Raw genomic sequence first — 15,396 nt, 5'->3', positions numbered from 1 at the left:
AAAAGCACCTCAGGGTGCTTTTTTTATGCGTTTATTCCGGCAATACCGGCTGCCAGTCAATCGGCCTGTCGCCCTGTTTTTCAAGCAACTCATTGGTGCGTGAAAAATGGCTGCAACCAAAAAATCCCCGATGGGCAGAAAGAGGGGAAGGGTGGGGTGCCTGTAATACATGGTGGCGATTGCGGTCAATAATAGTGCCTTTCTTCTGCGCGTGAGAGCCCCAGAGCAGGAAAACCACCCCTTCGCGATGCTCGTTGATCGCCGCAATTACCCGATCGGTAAAAGTTTCCCAGCCAAATTTTGCATGAGAGTGGGCATTGCCTGCGGTGACAGTTAACACCGTGTTCAGCAGCATAACGCCCTGACGTGCCCAACTTTCCAGGAAGCCATGAGCAGGACGCTGAAACCCCGGAATATCCGTCACCAGCTCTTTGTACATATTGACCAGCGAAGGCGGCACGGCTACGCCGGGCAGTACAGAGAATGCCAGACCATGAGCCTGATTGGGCCCGTGGTAGGGATCCTGTCCAAGGATAACGACCTTTACATCGCCCAGCTCTGTCAGACGGAACGCATTGAAGACATCTTTTTGAGGCGGATACACAGTCTTGCCTGACGCACGTTCGTTAGCCACTTTCGTGAGCGTTTCGATAAAATAGGGCTTCTCTTTTTCCTCTGCCAGCACATCGTGCCAGGTCAATGCATTGACCATATTCGCCTCCTTTAAAGTTGTGTCACGTAGCTTAACGCGGATCCGTGGTGGGTAAAACTTAAAATATTGTTGATATTTGACGAAAAGATATGAAATCACGGTGAGCTAAAATTGAGCTAAATCATAAAGTTGCTCAGGGGTGTATTTCCGGCGAAAGACGATTATTGATTCTGGTCAAAGAACGGGCGACTCGGGGCTGTTATACCAGCCAGATACGTTTTAAGAGTCTTAGCTTATTTTCCGCTGATGAATATCAGCCCGTACTGCCTGGAGGCAACACCATGATTACCGGAATTCAAATTACTAAAGCAGCTAACGCCGGATTGCTGAACTCATTCTGGCTGTTAGACGACGAAAAAGCGGAAGCACGCTGCGTATGTGCGCATGAAGGTTACAGTGAAGATCAGATTGTACCGGTAAGCGCTCTGGGTCAGATTGAATACCGCGAAATTCCACTGGAAGTGCAGCCCCAGGTGCGGGTTGAAGGGGGGCAGCATCTTAACGTTAATGTCCTTCGTCGTGAGACATTGCAGGATGCAGTTGAACATCCTGAAAAATATCCACAGTTGACTATCAGGGTTTCAGGCTACGCTGTGCGTTTTAACTCTTTGACGCCAGAACAGCAGCGCGATGTTATTGCCCGTACCTTTACTGAAAGTCTGTGATTGCAGTGAAATACTGCCCTGTAAATCCTGAGATAAACGAGTGAGCGTTGAAAAGTGCATCACTCGCTGTCTCTCTTCAATGCGATGAAAGTAAAAGGAAATATTAATTTGTTGCGTGAAGGTTAATTTAGATTTTACAGGAAACCCGTATTTCAACCCGAAACAGCTTCAGATGGCTAACTTTTCTGAAGAATCGGCATAAAAAAACCGCCTGATGCAGGCGGTTTTTTGTAGTGCGGTGCAATTATTCAGCACCGTCCGTTTTGGTCACGCTCGCCTTGCGTCGTTTACCAATATTTTTGGTATCACGATGACGCTCTTTCGCGCGTGGCTTACTCTCTTTCTGCTCGTTCTCTTTTTTCTCCTGGCGTTTAGCCAGCACTTTCTTCGACGGTTTGCCGCTCAGCTTCTCGCTGGGCGCACGAGTTGTCGGGCGCAGCTCATCAATGGTGCGCGATTTCAATGGCTCTTTGATGTAACGGGTAACTTTACCCAGCAGCACATTGTCGTGCGCTTCAACCAGCGAGATCGCCACGCCTTTTTTGCCTGCACGGCCTGTACGGCCAATACGGTGCAGATAGGTATCAGAAGTCCGCGGCATGTCGAAGTTAAACACGTGGCTGACGTCATCAATATCAATACCACGGGCGGCAACGTCGGTAGCCACCAGCACGTTTACCCGGCCCTCAACCACGCGTTTGATCGCTTCATTACGTTTGAACTGCTCAAGCTCGCCTTCAAGATAGCTGGTATTGATACCGGCTTCACGCAACCAGCCACACAGCTCGTGCACACGCTCGCGCTTGCGAACAAATACCACTGACCGGGTTACTTCAGGCTGTTTCAGCATGTGGATCAGCAGGGCAGTTTTATGTTTCACATCATCAGCACGGTAGTACCACTGCTGAATTTTTTTACGCTCTCGACGCGCCGGGTCAGCTTCAATTTCTTCCGGCTCGTTCAGCAGGCGTTCAGAGAAGTCTTTAATGGCATCGCCTTCCAGCGTGGCGGAGAACAGTAAGGTCTGATTGCGCCAGCGTGTTTCAGCCGCAATGGTTTCGATATCCTGGGCAAAGCCCATATCCAGCATACGGTCAGCTTCATCAAGGATCAGCGATTCAACCGCGCGGCAGTCAAAGTTCTCTTCTTTGATGTACTGCAGCAGGCGACCGGTAGTGGCTACCACCAGGTCCTGATTCTCGCTGAAGACTTCCGCGTGGTTCATATAGGCCACGCCGCCGGTGATGGTGGCGATATCCAGATGCGTATATTTCGCCAGCTCACGTGCCTGGTCAGCTACCTGCATCGCCAGTTCACGGGTCGGGGTCAGGATAAGCACACGCGGCGGGCCGGATTTCTTACGGGGAAAGTCGAGCAAATGCTGAAGCACGGGCAGCAGATAAGCCGCCGTTTTGCCTGTACCGGTTGGTGCCGAACCCAGAACGTCACGACCCTCCAGTGCAGGCGGGATCGCAGCGGCCTGGATAGCCGTAGGGCGTGTATAGCCCTTTTCCTGCAAGGCTTTCAGCAGGCTTTCATCTAGTTCGAGTTCGGAAAATGTGGTTACAGTCATGGTCTACCTCAGTTTGGGGCGCTGATTATAGACAGATTGAACATGATCTTCATCTGTTTGTGTGGTCTGAATGACTTTTCCTCAGCTCTTTATTGCCCTATGCTAGCGCCGTTTCCCTTTCAGGTCAGTCAAATGTCTCAACAAAAACCGGTTCTGCGTGCCAATGGATTCACCTTTAAGCAGTTTTTTATTGCTCACGATCGCTGTGCGATGAAGGTGGGGACCGACGGCGTTTTGCTGGGGGCCTGGGCGCCGGTTGCCAGCGCACAACGGGTGCTGGATATTGGCACAGGAAGCGGGCTGATTGCGCTGATGCTCGCACAGCGGACCGGGCAGGACGTTCAGGTCGATGCTGTAGAACTGGATGAGCAGGCTGCTGGCCAGGCGAAGGAAAATGCCGCCGCTTCCCCCTGGGCTGACCGAATTCATATCTGGCAGGATGATATTTGTCGCTGGTCTGAAAAGGCAAAACAGCGTTACTCTCTGATCGTCAGCAATCCCCCCTATTTTACCCCCGGCGTGGAGTGTGCCAGCCCGGAGCGTGCTTCCGCCCGCTATACCTCTGGGTTAACTCACGATGTGCTGCTTGCCTGCGCGGAAGAGTTGATCACCGAAGAGGGTTTCTTCTGCGTGGTCTTGCCTGCCGCGGCAGGGGACAAACTGATTGAGCTGGCCTTACAGCGGGGCTGGCATCTGCATTACCGCACGGATATCTCCGATACGGAGGTGCGTCCTCCTAATCGTGTTCTGTTGGCACTCTCGCCGACAGCAGGCGAACTCTTTGTCGATCGTATGACCATCCGTGGGCCAGATCACAATTATTCTGAAGCGCATTGCAGCCTCACCCGCGAATTTTACCTTTTCCGCTAACTACGGCTTAAGAATGGTCGGTTGCGGATCCTCAATTTGCTCTGGATAGTCGAGCGTAAAATGCAGGCCGCGGCTCTCTTTTCTCTCCATGGCGCAGCGCACAATCAACTCGGCCACCTGCACCAGATTACGCAGCTCAAGCAGGTTATTAGAGATGCGGAAATTGGCATAATACTCATCGATTTCCTGCTGAAGCATGGTGATACGTCGCCGCGCCCGTTCAAGCCGTTTCGTGGTGCGGACGATGCCCACATAGTCCCACATCAGCAGTCGCAGTTCGTGCCAGTTATGCTGAATGACCACGCGTTCGTCTGAATCATCCACCCGGCTTTCATCCCATTGCGGCAATGTGTCCGGCATGGTGGCTTGCTGCAAATGAAGATGGATATCCTCTGCTGCCGACCAGCCATAAACCAGGCACTCCAGCAGGGAGTTAGAAGCCAGGCGATTGGCACCATGCAGCCCGGTATAGCTGACTTCACCGATGGCATAAAGTCCGGGGATATCCGTACGTCCCTGCCGGTCAACCACCACGCCGCCACAGGTGTAGTGGGCAGCCGGGACGACAGGGATCGCCTCTTTGGTCAGATCAAAACCCAGCGTCTGCAATTTCTCATCAATCATGGGAAAATGTGCGTGGATAAAATCAGCCGGCTTGTGGCTGATATCCAGATACATGCAGTCGGCCCCGAGACGTTTCATCTCGTGATCGATGGCGCGAGCCACTATATCTCTTGGAGCCAGTTCAGCACGCTCGTCGAAATCGGGCATGAAACGGCTGCCATCAGGACGCCGGAGGATTGCGCCTTCACCCCGTAAGGCTTCAGTCAGCAAGAAATTTCGTGCATCAGGATGAAAAAGGCAGGTCGGGTGGAACTGATTGAACTCGAGGTTGGCCACCCGGCAGCCTGCACGCCAGGCCATAGCGATCCCATCGCCAGAGGCCACGTCCGGATTGGTCGTGTACTGATACACTTTAGCTGCCCCACCGGTAGCCAGAACCACCGAGCGTGCACGGCAGGTTTCCACCTTTTCCCGTTTGCGATTCCAGATATAAGCGCCAACCACACGTCGTTCGCCAGGAAGCCCTATTTTATCAGAGACAATCAAATCGACGGCGTTGCTGCGTTCAATGATGCGGATATTTGGATGACTTAATGCCTGGCTGACCAGCGTAGTTTCAACCGCGCGGCCTGTGGCATCGGCGCTGTGCAGGATCCTCCGGTGGCTGTGCCCCCTTCACGCGTCAAATGATAACGCGCTTCAGTAGCCTCCGGGTTTTCTTTGTCAAACAACATCCCATTATCAATAAGCCACTGTACGCAATGCCGGGCATTACTGGCGATAAACGAAACCGCCTCGCGATCGCAAAGCCCGCCGCCTGCAATCAGAGTGTCTTCTACATGAGATTCAATGCTGTCAGCCTCATCGAATACGGCGGCAATCCCGCCCTGAGCGTAGAAGGTTGATCCTTCGCTAACCGGTCCCTTACTTAATACGGTGACCTGATGCTTTTCAGCCAGGCGTAAAGCAAGGGTCAATCCTGCAGCGCCGCTACCGATAATCAGAACGTCACAGCTGTACTCGGAGGATGAAGTCATTGTGTTTAATTTACTAAACAGGTTGTTTGCTGAGCATAACACTCAATTTGATGACAAAAAAAGCAATTTTGGTCGTTAACAGACAGAGTGTGACCTGCCAGAGTTTTCTGGGGTGATGCTTAAGGCAAGCCCTGAAGATAAAATCTGAAAAGGTTTAATATGGCGAACAGCTCCGGATTCCCACGATTTAAAGGTGTAAAAACGGCCTTCATGCGTTACTCTGCGGCGTTGACGGGACTCTTTTGCCAACAGGCCTGAGAGTAAAGGGGGCAGTGGCTGCTTTAATCAGTCAGAAATCATAAAAATGATCGCTGATTATCCTTTCCGTCATGACATCACAAATATAACGACGCAACGGAACTTTACTCATGATGACCACTCAAAGCGCATGCTTGCTCAAACAGGAGTTATTGCGGGTAGTTCAGATATGCGTGGAAACAGATTTGGGGAGACATTACCTCGGATGAGCGAGCAGTTAACGGATCAGGTTCTCGTTGAACGAGTACAGAAGGGAGATCAGAAGGCGTTTAACTTGCTGGTGGTTCGCTATCAGCACAAAGTGGCGAGTCTGGTTTCACGCTATGTTCCTTCAGGAGATGTCCCTGACGTAGTGCAGGAGTCTTTTATAAAAGCCTATCGCGCGCTGGAGTCTTTCCGCGGTGACAGTGCTTTTTATACCTGGCTCTACAGGATCGCCGTCAATACGGCCAAAAATTACTTAGTTGCTCAGGGGCGTCGTCCGCCAGCCAGCGATGTGGATGCGATCGACGCAGAAAACTTCGAAAGTGCCGGTGCGTTGAAAGAAATTTCGAACCCTGAGAACTTAATGTTGTCTGAAGAACTGAAACAAATCGTTTTTCGTACCATAGAAACGCTTCCGGAAGATCTCCGTATGGCGATTACGCTAAGGGAGCTGGATGGTTTAAGCTATGAAGAGATAGCCGCCATCATGGAGTGCCCGGTGGGGACAGTTCGTTCCCGTATTTTCCGCGCACGAGAAGCAATAGATAATAAAATTCAACCGCTTATCCAGCGCTAGTTACAGCGCATACAGGAAGGGTACTGAGGCATGCAGAAAGAACAACTTTCCGCTTTAATGGATGGTGAGACTTTAGATAATGAAGTTTTGTCCGCATTGTCTGAAGACGCTATGCTGCAAAAAGATTGGGAAAGCTATCACCTGATCCGCGATACCCTGCGTGGTGATGTCGGTCAGGTTATGCATTTCGATATTGCCGCGCGCGTTGCTGCCGCCATTAAACTTGAGCCGGTTTACAATACATCGCCGCTGATCCCTGAAGCACAGCCAAAACCAGAGCGCTACGAAACTATGCCATTCTGGCAAAAAGTGCGTCCCTGGGCGGCACAGATTACTCAGGTTGGTGTTGCAGCCTGTGTGTCGCTGGCAGTGATTGTCGGTGTACAGCATTACAACCAACCACAACCAGGCGAAACCCAGTCTGATTCGCCGGTCTTTAACACATTACCGATGATGGGCCAGGCTTCACCAGTGAGCCTTGGCGTGCCTTCTGAAAATGCGACAACGACAACCAACGCCACTCAACAGGTGCAGGATTCCCGTCGTCGCGTAAATGCCATGCTGCAGGATTATGAATTGCAGCGTCGTTTGCATTCCGATCAGCTCCAGTTTGAACAGGCTCCCGATCAGCAGGCAGCCGTTCAGGTTCCGGGCAATCAGTCGTTAGGAATTCAGCAGCAGTAATGAAGCAACTTTGGTGCGCCGTCAGCCTTATGGCTGGCAGCCTGATGTACTCCAGTGTCGCCCCGGCGGAAACAACCACCTCCGGGGCGCTGTTGCAACAGATGGAGCAGGCCAGCCAGTCCCTCAGTTATGAACTTGCCTATATCAACGTTTCAAGGCTGGGGATCGAGTCCCTGCGCTATCGTCATGCCCTGCTGGATAACAAAGTGTTTGCCCAGCTGTTGCAGATGGATGGCCCACGCCGTGAGATCATTCAGCGAGGGAGCGAAGTCAGTTACTTTGAACCGGGTCTGGAGCCATTTACTCTGGCCGGGGATCATATTGTCGATTCTCTTCCTTCTCTGGTTTATGCAGACTTCGGCAAGCTGGCAGAAAACTATGATTTTGTGCCTGTAGGGCGAACCCGTATTGCCGACCAAATGTGCGAAGTTATCCGCATTGTGGCCCGCGACGGGACGCGTTACAGCTACATAGTCTGGCTGGATAACGAGACGAAGTTGCCGCTAAGGATCGATTTACTGGACCGTGATGGCGAGACGCTGGAGCAGTACAGAGTGATCAGCTTTGCTGTGGATGATGGGGTGCGTAACATCATGCAGGGCCTGGTAAAAGCGACTTTGCCACCTTCATTATCCGTGCCCAAAAGCGGAAAAGCCGCCCTCAAGTGGCAGGCGGGTTGGTTACCTTCGGGTATGAAACAAGTCACTGAGAGTCGCCGACAAATCCCTTCGCTGAACAAACCGGTCGAATCAAGACTTTACTCAGATGGCCTGTTCAGCTTCTCCATCAACGTCAGTGCGGCTGATAAAAACAGTGTGCATCAGCTAATGCGCACTGGGCGTCGTACGGTGCAGACAGAAATACGTGATAATACGGAAATTACTGTGGTGGGCGAATTGCCTCCCTCAACCGCCAAGCGTATTGCAGACGCGATCAATTTAGGATCGACACCATGATGAGAGAATGGGCCACGGTGGTTTCATGGCAAAACGGCGTAGCAACGCTGCATTCAGAAATGAAAACTTCCTGCAGTAGTTGCTCTGCTCGTAAGGGCTGTGGCAGCCATATGCTCAACAAGCTCGGGCCAAAAAATTCACATGTGATGAAAGTGGCGAGTGCACAACCGCTTGAAGCCGGTCAGCGTATTGAGCTGGGTATTGCAGAGAAAAGCCTGCTGAGTTCTGCACTGCTGGTCTATATGACCCCGCTGCTGGGCCTGTTTATCGTGGCTGGTCTGTTTCAGATGCTGTTCCACAGCGATCTTGCGGCTGCATCCGGCGCGCTGCTGGGGGGCATTGGAGGCTTCATTGTAGCGAAAGGTATTTCGGCGTTTCTGGGTAAGTCGGCTTCTTTCCAGCCCGTTATCTTAAGCGTTGGATTGCCGGCAGATGCTCTTCGTGTAGAAACTGACGCCTGATCGGCGCTGAAGGTCGCTGAGACCTGCTACTGAACACCGTAAAACCATCCTGAGAGGCCGCTGAGCGGCCTTTTTTATTACCTGAACCGGTAAGGCCTTTTACCGAAATAAACAGAGCATAATCGGTGGCGATTTTGCAGCGAAATGACATCCCTCGTTGCGAATTTGATGCCTGGCTATGTATGTGAATTCTTTCGTGCAGAGGGCTAACAGTGTAAGATGCGTGCTCATTGATGGCGGGTAGATTGCAGTTAGTGTTGATAGCGCTGTCCCCCGCGAGAGTTAAACCGAACGTTTAAGCGAAAAAATTCATATAAATGAAGCATATAAGAAACTTTTCTGTCATCGCTCATATCGACCACGGCAAATCAACGCTGTCAGACCGGCTGATTCAGATTTGTGGTGGCCTGACTGAACGTGAAATGGCTGCGCAGGTACTGGATTCAATGGATCTGGAACGCGAACGTGGCATTACTATCAAGGCGCAGAGCGTAACGCTCGCCTACCATGCGCCGGACGGTGAAACTTACCAGCTCAATTTTATCGACACCCCAGGCCATGTGGACTTCTCTTATGAGGTCTCCCGCTCGCTGGCGGCTTGTGAAGGTGCATTGCTGGTGGTGGATGCCGGGCAGGGCGTTGAAGCTCAGACCCTGGCAAACTGCTATACCGCGATGGAAATGGATCTGGAAGTGGTACCGGTGCTGAACAAGATCGATCTCCCTGCGGCGGATCCGGATCGTGTTGCTCAGGAAATTGAAGACATCGTCGGCATTGATGCCACTGATGCCGTGCGCTGCTCGGCTAAAACGGGCGTTGGCGTACCGGATGTTCTTGAACGTTTAGTGCGGGATATTCCCCCACCAGAAGGCGATCCGGAAGGCCCCCTGCAGGCGCTGATCATCGACTCCTGGTTCGATAACTACCTTGGCGTAGTTTCTCTGATAAGGGTGAAAAACGGCACGCTGCGCAAAGGCGAGAAAGTCAAAGTCATGAGCACCGGTCAGACCTATAACGCTGACCGTCTGGGTATCTTCACGCCCAAGCGTGTGGATCGTGATGCACTGCATTGCGGCGAAGTGGGCTGGCTGGTTTGTGCCATCAAAGACATTCTGGGCGCGCCGGTTGGCGATACCCTGACGCTTTCCCGTAATCCGGCTGATAAAGCGCTGCCGGGCTTTAAAAAAGTGAAGCCTCAGGTTTATGCCGGGCTGTTCCCAATCAGCTCCGACGATTACGAAGCCTTCCGCGATGCATTGGGCAAGCTGAGCCTGAACGATGCTTCCCTGTTCTATGAGCCAGAAAGTTCGACGGCGCTGGGCTTCGGCTTCCGCTGTGGCTTCCTGGGTCTGCTGCACATGGAGATTATTCAGGAGCGTCTGGAGCGTGAATACGATCTGGAGCTGATCACCACGGCACCAACGGTAGTGTACGAAGTGATCACCACCTCAGCTGAAACCGTCTATGTAGACAGCCCAGGCAAACTGCCTGCGCTGAACAACATTGAAGAGCTGCGTGAGCCTATCGCCGAGTGTCACATGCTGTTGCCACAGGAATATCTGGGTAACGTGATCACGCTGTGCATCGAGAAACGTGGCGTGCAGACCAACATGGTTTACCACGGTAATCAGGTTGCGCTGACTTACGAAATCCCGATGGCTGAAGTGGTCCTCGACTTCTTCGACCGTCTGAAGTCTACCTCTCGTGGCTACGCCTCGCTGGATTACAACTTCAAACGCTTCCAGACTTCCGACATGGTGCGCGTGGACGTGCTGATTAATGCCGAGCGGGTTGATGCGCTTGCCCTGATCACTCACCGTGATAATGCGCCGTACCGTGGTCGCGATCTGGTCGAGAAGATGAAAGAACTGATCCCTCGTCAGCAGTTTGATATTGCTATTCAGGCGGCGATTGGAACCCATATCATTGCCCGTTCTACCGTGAAACAGCTGCGTAAAAACGTCCTGGCGAAATGCTACGGCGGTGACGTCAGCCGTAAGAAGAAACTGTTGCAGAAACAGAAAGACGGTAAGAAACGTATGAAGCAGGTGGGTAACGTTGAGCTACCACAGGAAGCGTTCCTTGCCATTCTCCATGTTGGTAAAGACAGTAAATAAAGCCTGAAGGCTAAGAGGGAACTGGAATGGCTAATATGTTCGCCCTGATTTTGGTGATAGCGACGCTACTCACCGGGATTATCTGGTGTATTGATAAATTCAAATGGGCACCGGCCCGCAAAGCCAGACTGGCAGAAGCGGACGCACAGGCGGGCAATACTGTTCAGTCTGAAAAAGCGGCCAAACAACCAGGCTGGGTCGAAACTGCGGCATCAGTCTTTCCTGTGTTGCTGTTGGTGCTGGTGGTGCGTTCATTTATCTACGAACCTTTCCAGATCCCTTCTGGTTCAATGATGCCAACGCTGCTGATCGGTGATTTCATCCTGGTGGAGAAATTTGCCTATGGAATTAAAGATCCGATCACCCAGACCACGCTGATCCCAACCGGCCATCCAAAGCGCGGCGATATCGTGGTATTTAAATACCCGAAAGATCCAAGCATGGATTATATCAAGCGTGCTGTCGGCTTGCCGGGCGACCGGGTGACTTACGATCCTCAGAGCAAAACGGTCACAATCAATCCGGGCTGCAGCGGTCAGACCTGCGATAAAGCGCTGCCAGTGACTTACACTGATGTTCAGCCAAGCGACTTTATCCAGACTTTCAGCGGCTTTGATGGCAATGAAGTGGGCAACGGCTTCTATCAGATGCCGCAGAGTGACTCTATGCGCGGTGGCCTGCGTCTGGCGACCCGTAATGAAACGCTGGGTGATGTCACTCACTCGATTCTGCTGGTCACTCAGGCACAAAGTCAGGCCAGCTCGTACTATCAGCAGCCTGGTCAGCCTCAGTCCAGCTGGGTTGTGCCTGCCGGAATGTATTTCATGATGGGCGATAACCGTGATAACAGCGCTGACAGCCGTTACTGGGGATTTGTGCCTGAAAGAAATCTGGTTGGTAAGGCCACTGCCATCTGGATGAGTTTTGAAAAGCAGGAAGGGCAATGGCCAACCGGCGTTCGCCTGAGCCGCATCGGCGGTATTCACTGACAGCCCCGGCGGGCTGAAGTGATAAAACGGATGGTTGCCCTAAGGGGCAGCCACTGCACACGAAACAGTTCCGTGTTGGCCTGGCCAGCCCTGTTCCCTGTGCAGAATACTTGACGCATTCAGATATTGGTAACACATGAACCCCATAGTAATAACCAGGCTCCAGCGAAAGTTGGGCTACACTTTTACCCATCAGGAACTGTTGCAGCAGGCGCTCACTCATCGCAGCGCCAGCAGTAAACATAACGAAAGACTGGAATTTCTGGGCGACTCGATCCTCAGCTACGTGATTGCCAATGCGCTCTATCATCGTTTTCCTCGTGTTGACGAAGGGGATATGAGCCGTATGCGCGCCACGCTGGTTCGCGGTAATACGCTGGCAGAGATGGCCCGGGAATTTGATTTAGGCGAATGTCTGCGTCTTGGACCGGGCGAGCTGAAAAGCGGCGGTTATCGTCGTGAATCGATCCTTGCCGATACCGTTGAAGCGCTGATTGGTGGCGTTTTCCTGGATAGCGATATCCAGACGGTAGAAAAACTGATCCTTGACTGGTACGCCAGCCGCCTTGAGCAGATCAGCCCGGGCGACAAACAGAAAGATCCAAAAACGCGTCTGCAGGAGTATCTGCAGGGTCGCCATTTGCCGCTGCCCTCCTATCTGGTGGTGCAGGTGCGTGGTGAAGCGCATGACCAGGAATTTACTATTCACTGCCAGGTAAGCGGCATGGCAGAACCGGTTGTTGGAACCGGCTCCAGCCGTCGTAAAGCTGAGCAGGCGGCTGCCGAACAGGCGCTGATTAAGCTAGGACTTGAATGAGCGAACAAACTACCCATTGCGGCTTTATTGCTATTGTAGGCCGCCCGAACGTCGGGAAATCCACCTTACTGAACCAGCTTCTGGGACAGAAGATCTCGATCACCTCGCGCAAGCCACAAACTACGCGTCACCGCATTATGGGCATCCATACCGAAGGTCCTTATCAGGCCATTTACGTGGATACCCCGGGCCTGCACATGGAAGAGAAGCGGGCGATCAACCGTCTGATGAACCGTGCAGCCAGCAGCTCTATCGGCGATGTTGAGCTGGTCATCTTTGTGGTTGAAGGAACTAAGTGGACCGCTGACGATGAGATGGTCGTCAACAAGCTGAAGGATAACCGGGTGCCGGTTCTGCTGGCCATCAATAAAGTGGACAACATCACTGACAAAAGTATCCTGCTGCCGCATATGCAGTTCCTCAGCGAACAGATGAACTTTATGGATGTGGTGCCAATCTCTGCCGAAAGCGGCAAGAATGTGGATACCATCGCCAGCATAGTGCGTAAGCGCCTGCCTGAAGCCGTGCACCACTTCCCGGAAGATCATATCACTGACCGTTCTCAGCGCTTTATGGCGTCAGAGATCATCCGTGAAAAACTGATGCGTTTCTTGGGCGCGGAATTGCCTTACTCGGTAACGGTTGAGATTGAGCAATTCGTGACTAACGAGCGCGGTGGCTACAACATTCATGGTCTGATCCTTGTTGAACGTGAAGGGCAGAAGAAGATGGTGATTGGCAACAAAGGGGCCAAGATCAAAGTCATCGGCACTGAAGCACGTAAAGACATGGAAGAGATGTTCGAAATGAAAGTGCATCTTGAGCTGTGGGTTAAAGTGAAGTCTGGCTGGGCAGATGATGAACGTGCTCTGCGTAGCCTGGGCTACACTGACGACCTCTGATCCCTATGGAAGGCTGGCAGCGCGCATTCGTCCTGCATGGACGCCCCTACAGCGAAACCAGTCTTCTGCTCGACCTGTTTTCTGAGAATTATGGCCGTATCCGGGTGCTGGCAAAAGGTGCCCGTGGCAAACGTTCCAGCCTGAAAGGCGCTCTGCAACCTTTCACTCCCTTACTGGTACGTTGGGGCGGGCGTGGCGAAGTAAAAACCCTTCGCAGCGCTGAGCCCATCTCCCTGGCACTTCCCCTCTCCGGTATCACGCTCTACTGTGGGCTCTACGTTAATGAGTTGCTTTCCCGCGTGCTGGAACAGGAAACGGCTTTCACCGAACTCTTCTTTGATTACCTCTATTGTATTCAGGCGCTTGCAGGAGTGGAAGGTTCACCTGAACCGGTACTGAGACGTTTTGAGCTGGCGATGCTGGGCCACCTGGGTTATGGGGTGGATTTTCTTCATTGCGCAGGCAGCGGCGAAGAAGTGGCGGATGAGATGACCTATACCTATCGTCAGGAAAAGGGGTTTATCGCCAGTCTGGTGATGAACAACAATACCTTTACCGGGCGCCAGATGCGGGCGCTGGAAGAGCGACAATTCCCGGATATCGATACCCTGCGTGCGGCCAAACGCTTCACGCGTATTGCACTGAAACCCTATCTGGGCGGAAAGCCGTTAAAAAGTCAGGAACTGTTTCGCCAGTTTGTGCCGAAAAAACGCGCAGACGTGCCGCCGGAAGCAGAGTAAAGCGACCCGACCGTTCCAGTCAGCGTGCTGAACGTTGTACACTGCTGTCACTCTTTGCAAAATTCCGGGGAATGTCATGGCTGAATTATTGTTAGGCGTCAATATCGATCACGTTGCGACCGTGCGTAATGCGCGGGGCACCAATTATCCCGATCCGGTTCAGGCGGCGTTCGTCTCCGAGCAGGCCGGAGCCGATGGCATTACGGTACATCTGCGTGAGGATCGCCGTCATATTACCGATCGTGACGTGCGTATTCTGCGGCAGACCATTCAGACCCGCATGAATCTGGAAATGGCCGTGACCGATGAGATGGTCGATATCGCCTGCGAGATCAAACCGCATTTCTGTTGTCTGGTGCCGGAAAAACGTGAAGAGGTAACCACCGAAGGTGGCCTGGACGTAGCCGGCCAGCTTGAGAAAATCACCTACGCGGTGACCCGACTCACTGAAGCGGGCATTCTGGTGTCGCTGTTTATCGATGCCGACCACCGTCAGATTGATGCCGCTATGGCAGCCGGCGCGCCCTATATTGAAATTCATACCGGTGCCTATGCTGAGGCGGAAGAGGGGCGTGAGCGTCATGCCGAGTTTGTCCGGATCAGGGATGCGGCGGCGTATGCTGCGGGTAAAGGGCTGAAGGTGAATGCAGGGCATGGCCTCACTTACCATAACGTCCAGCCCATTGCGGCACTGCCTCAGATGCACGAATTGAACATCGGCCACGCCATTATTGGACGTGCCGTGATGAGCGGTCTGGCGGATGCGGTAAAAGAGATGAAAGAGCTGATGCGGGAAGCGCGTCGCTAATGGCTATTCTTGGCCTCGGTACCGACATCGTGGAGATTGCCCGTATAGAAGGGGTGATTTCCCGCTCTGGCGACAGGCTGGCAAAACGCGTGCTGAGTGAAAATGAGTGGGCACAGTATCAGGCGCATCAGCAGCCGGTGCGTTTCCTGGCCAAACGTTTCGCCGTGAAGGAAGCGGCGGCAAAAGCTTTTGGCACCGGTATTCGCGGTGGTCTGGCTTTTAATCAGTTTGAAGTTTACAACGACGAACTGGGTAAACCGGGGCTGCGCTTCTTCCAGCATGCAAAGGAAGTGGCCAACCAGCTTGGTGTGTTATATGTGCATGTCACCCTGGCTGATGAGCGGCATTACGCCTGTGCCACGGTGATTATCGAGAAGTGATCGGGTCGGGCAGGCGTCTCGCTGCCCGGCACTTTTTATGCCTGTTGCCCGTAGTGAATGACAGTTCCCCCTCTTTAACGCC

At 52.7% G+C, this 15,396-nt stretch carries 15 protein-coding genes and 1 pseudogene; 13 read left to right on the top strand and 3 right to left on the bottom strand.

The features are described from left to right. Positions 1–31 precede the first annotated feature (31 nt). Positions 32–712, bottom strand: a complete 681-nt coding sequence (gene ung, locus VRC33_RS17185) for a uracil-DNA glycosylase (RefSeq protein ID WP_338557552.1) — start codon at positions 710–712, stop codon at positions 32–34. Positions 713–993: 281 nt separating this feature from the next. Here ung and grcA point away from each other — a divergent pair, with 281 nt between their 5' ends. After that, positions 994–1,377: an autonomous glycyl radical cofactor GrcA gene (gene grcA, locus VRC33_RS17180; RefSeq protein ID WP_338557551.1), complete on the top strand. Its 384-nt coding sequence runs from the start codon at positions 994–996 to the stop codon at positions 1,375–1,377. A gap of 244 nt (positions 1,378–1,621) precedes the next feature. Here grcA and srmB read toward each other — a convergent pair whose 3' ends face one another. After that, positions 1,622–2,950 (bottom strand): ATP-dependent RNA helicase SrmB, encoded by a 1,329-nt coding sequence (gene srmB / locus VRC33_RS17175; RefSeq protein WP_338557550.1) that lies wholly within the window; start codon positions 2,948–2,950, stop codon positions 1,622–1,624. 132 nt (positions 2,951–3,082) lie between these two features. On the opposite strand from srmB, the gene VRC33_RS17170 reads away from it, so the two are divergent. Continuing rightward, the gene (locus VRC33_RS17170; RefSeq protein ID WP_338557549.1) at positions 3,083–3,820 is read left to right on the top strand and encodes a tRNA1(Val) (adenine(37)-N6)-methyltransferase; all 738 of its coding nucleotides are present in this window, start codon (positions 3,083–3,085) and stop codon (positions 3,818–3,820) included. On the opposite strand, the pseudogene nadB reads toward VRC33_RS17170, so the two are convergent. Beyond that, positions 3,821–5,421 (bottom strand): annotated as a pseudogene (gene nadB / locus VRC33_RS17165) (L-aspartate oxidase). Between the two features lie 463 nt (positions 5,422–5,884). Between nadB and rpoE the strand changes: the two are divergent. The 11 genes from rpoE (at position 5,885) to acpS (ending at position 15,314) form a co-directional block, all read left to right on the top strand. Then, entirely contained in the window at positions 5,885–6,460 is a 576-nt protein-coding gene (gene rpoE, locus VRC33_RS17160; protein WP_338564326.1) for an RNA polymerase sigma factor RpoE, read from the top strand. 30 nt (positions 6,461–6,490) lie between these two features. Then, positions 6,491–7,144, top strand: a complete 654-nt coding sequence (gene rseA / locus VRC33_RS17155) for an anti-sigma-E factor RseA (protein ID WP_338557546.1) — start codon at positions 6,491–6,493, stop codon at positions 7,142–7,144. Continuing rightward, entirely contained in the window at positions 7,144–8,100 is a 957-nt protein-coding gene (gene rseB, locus VRC33_RS17150; RefSeq protein WP_338557544.1) for a sigma-E factor regulatory protein RseB, read from the top strand. Before rseA ends, rseB begins: the two co-directional genes overlap by 1 nt. Further along, positions 8,097–8,561: a SoxR-reducing system protein RseC gene (gene rseC, locus VRC33_RS17145; protein ID WP_338557543.1), complete on the top strand. Its 465-nt coding sequence runs from the start codon at positions 8,097–8,099 to the stop codon at positions 8,559–8,561. The genes rseB and rseC overlap by 4 nt, the downstream gene beginning before the upstream one ends. A gap of 317 nt (positions 8,562–8,878) precedes the next feature. Further along, a complete protein-coding gene (lepA, locus tag VRC33_RS17140; protein WP_338557541.1) occupies positions 8,879–10,678 on the top strand; it encodes a translation elongation factor 4 in 1,800 nt (599 codons plus the stop codon). 26 nt (positions 10,679–10,704) lie between these two features. Beyond that, on the top strand, positions 10,705–11,667 hold the full coding sequence (gene lepB / locus VRC33_RS17135; RefSeq protein ID WP_338557540.1) for a signal peptidase I: 963 nt from the start codon (positions 10,705–10,707) through the stop codon (positions 11,665–11,667). Positions 11,668–11,803: 136 nt separating this feature from the next. Continuing rightward, positions 11,804–12,484, top strand: a complete 681-nt coding sequence (rnc, locus tag VRC33_RS17130; protein WP_338567386.1) for a ribonuclease III — start codon at positions 11,804–11,806, stop codon at positions 12,482–12,484. Further along, positions 12,481–13,386, top strand: coding sequence for a GTPase Era (era, locus tag VRC33_RS17125; RefSeq protein ID WP_338557538.1), 906 nt, complete (start codon positions 12,481–12,483; stop codon positions 13,384–13,386). The genes rnc and era overlap by 4 nt, the downstream gene beginning before the upstream one ends. 5 nt (positions 13,387–13,391) lie before the next feature. Further along, a complete protein-coding gene (gene recO / locus VRC33_RS17120) occupies positions 13,392–14,126 on the top strand; it encodes a DNA repair protein RecO (protein WP_338557537.1) in 735 nt (244 codons plus the stop codon). 76 nt (positions 14,127–14,202) lie between these two features. Then, complete coding sequence (gene pdxJ / locus VRC33_RS17115) at positions 14,203–14,934, top strand: pyridoxine 5'-phosphate synthase (protein WP_338557536.1); 732 nt, start codon at positions 14,203–14,205, stop codon at positions 14,932–14,934. Further along, positions 14,934–15,314: a holo-ACP synthase gene (gene acpS / locus VRC33_RS17110; RefSeq protein WP_338557534.1), complete on the top strand. Its 381-nt coding sequence runs from the start codon at positions 14,934–14,936 to the stop codon at positions 15,312–15,314. The genes pdxJ and acpS overlap by 1 nt, the downstream gene beginning before the upstream one ends. The last annotated feature ends 82 nt before the right edge of the window (positions 15,315–15,396 follow it).

Source organism: Erwinia sp. E_sp_B01_1 (assembly GCF_036865545.1).
GTDB lineage: Bacteria > Pseudomonadota > Gammaproteobacteria > Enterobacterales > Enterobacteriaceae > Erwinia.
Note: the sequence above shows the minus strand (reverse complement) of the source record. Positions and strands in the feature narration are given on the sequence as shown.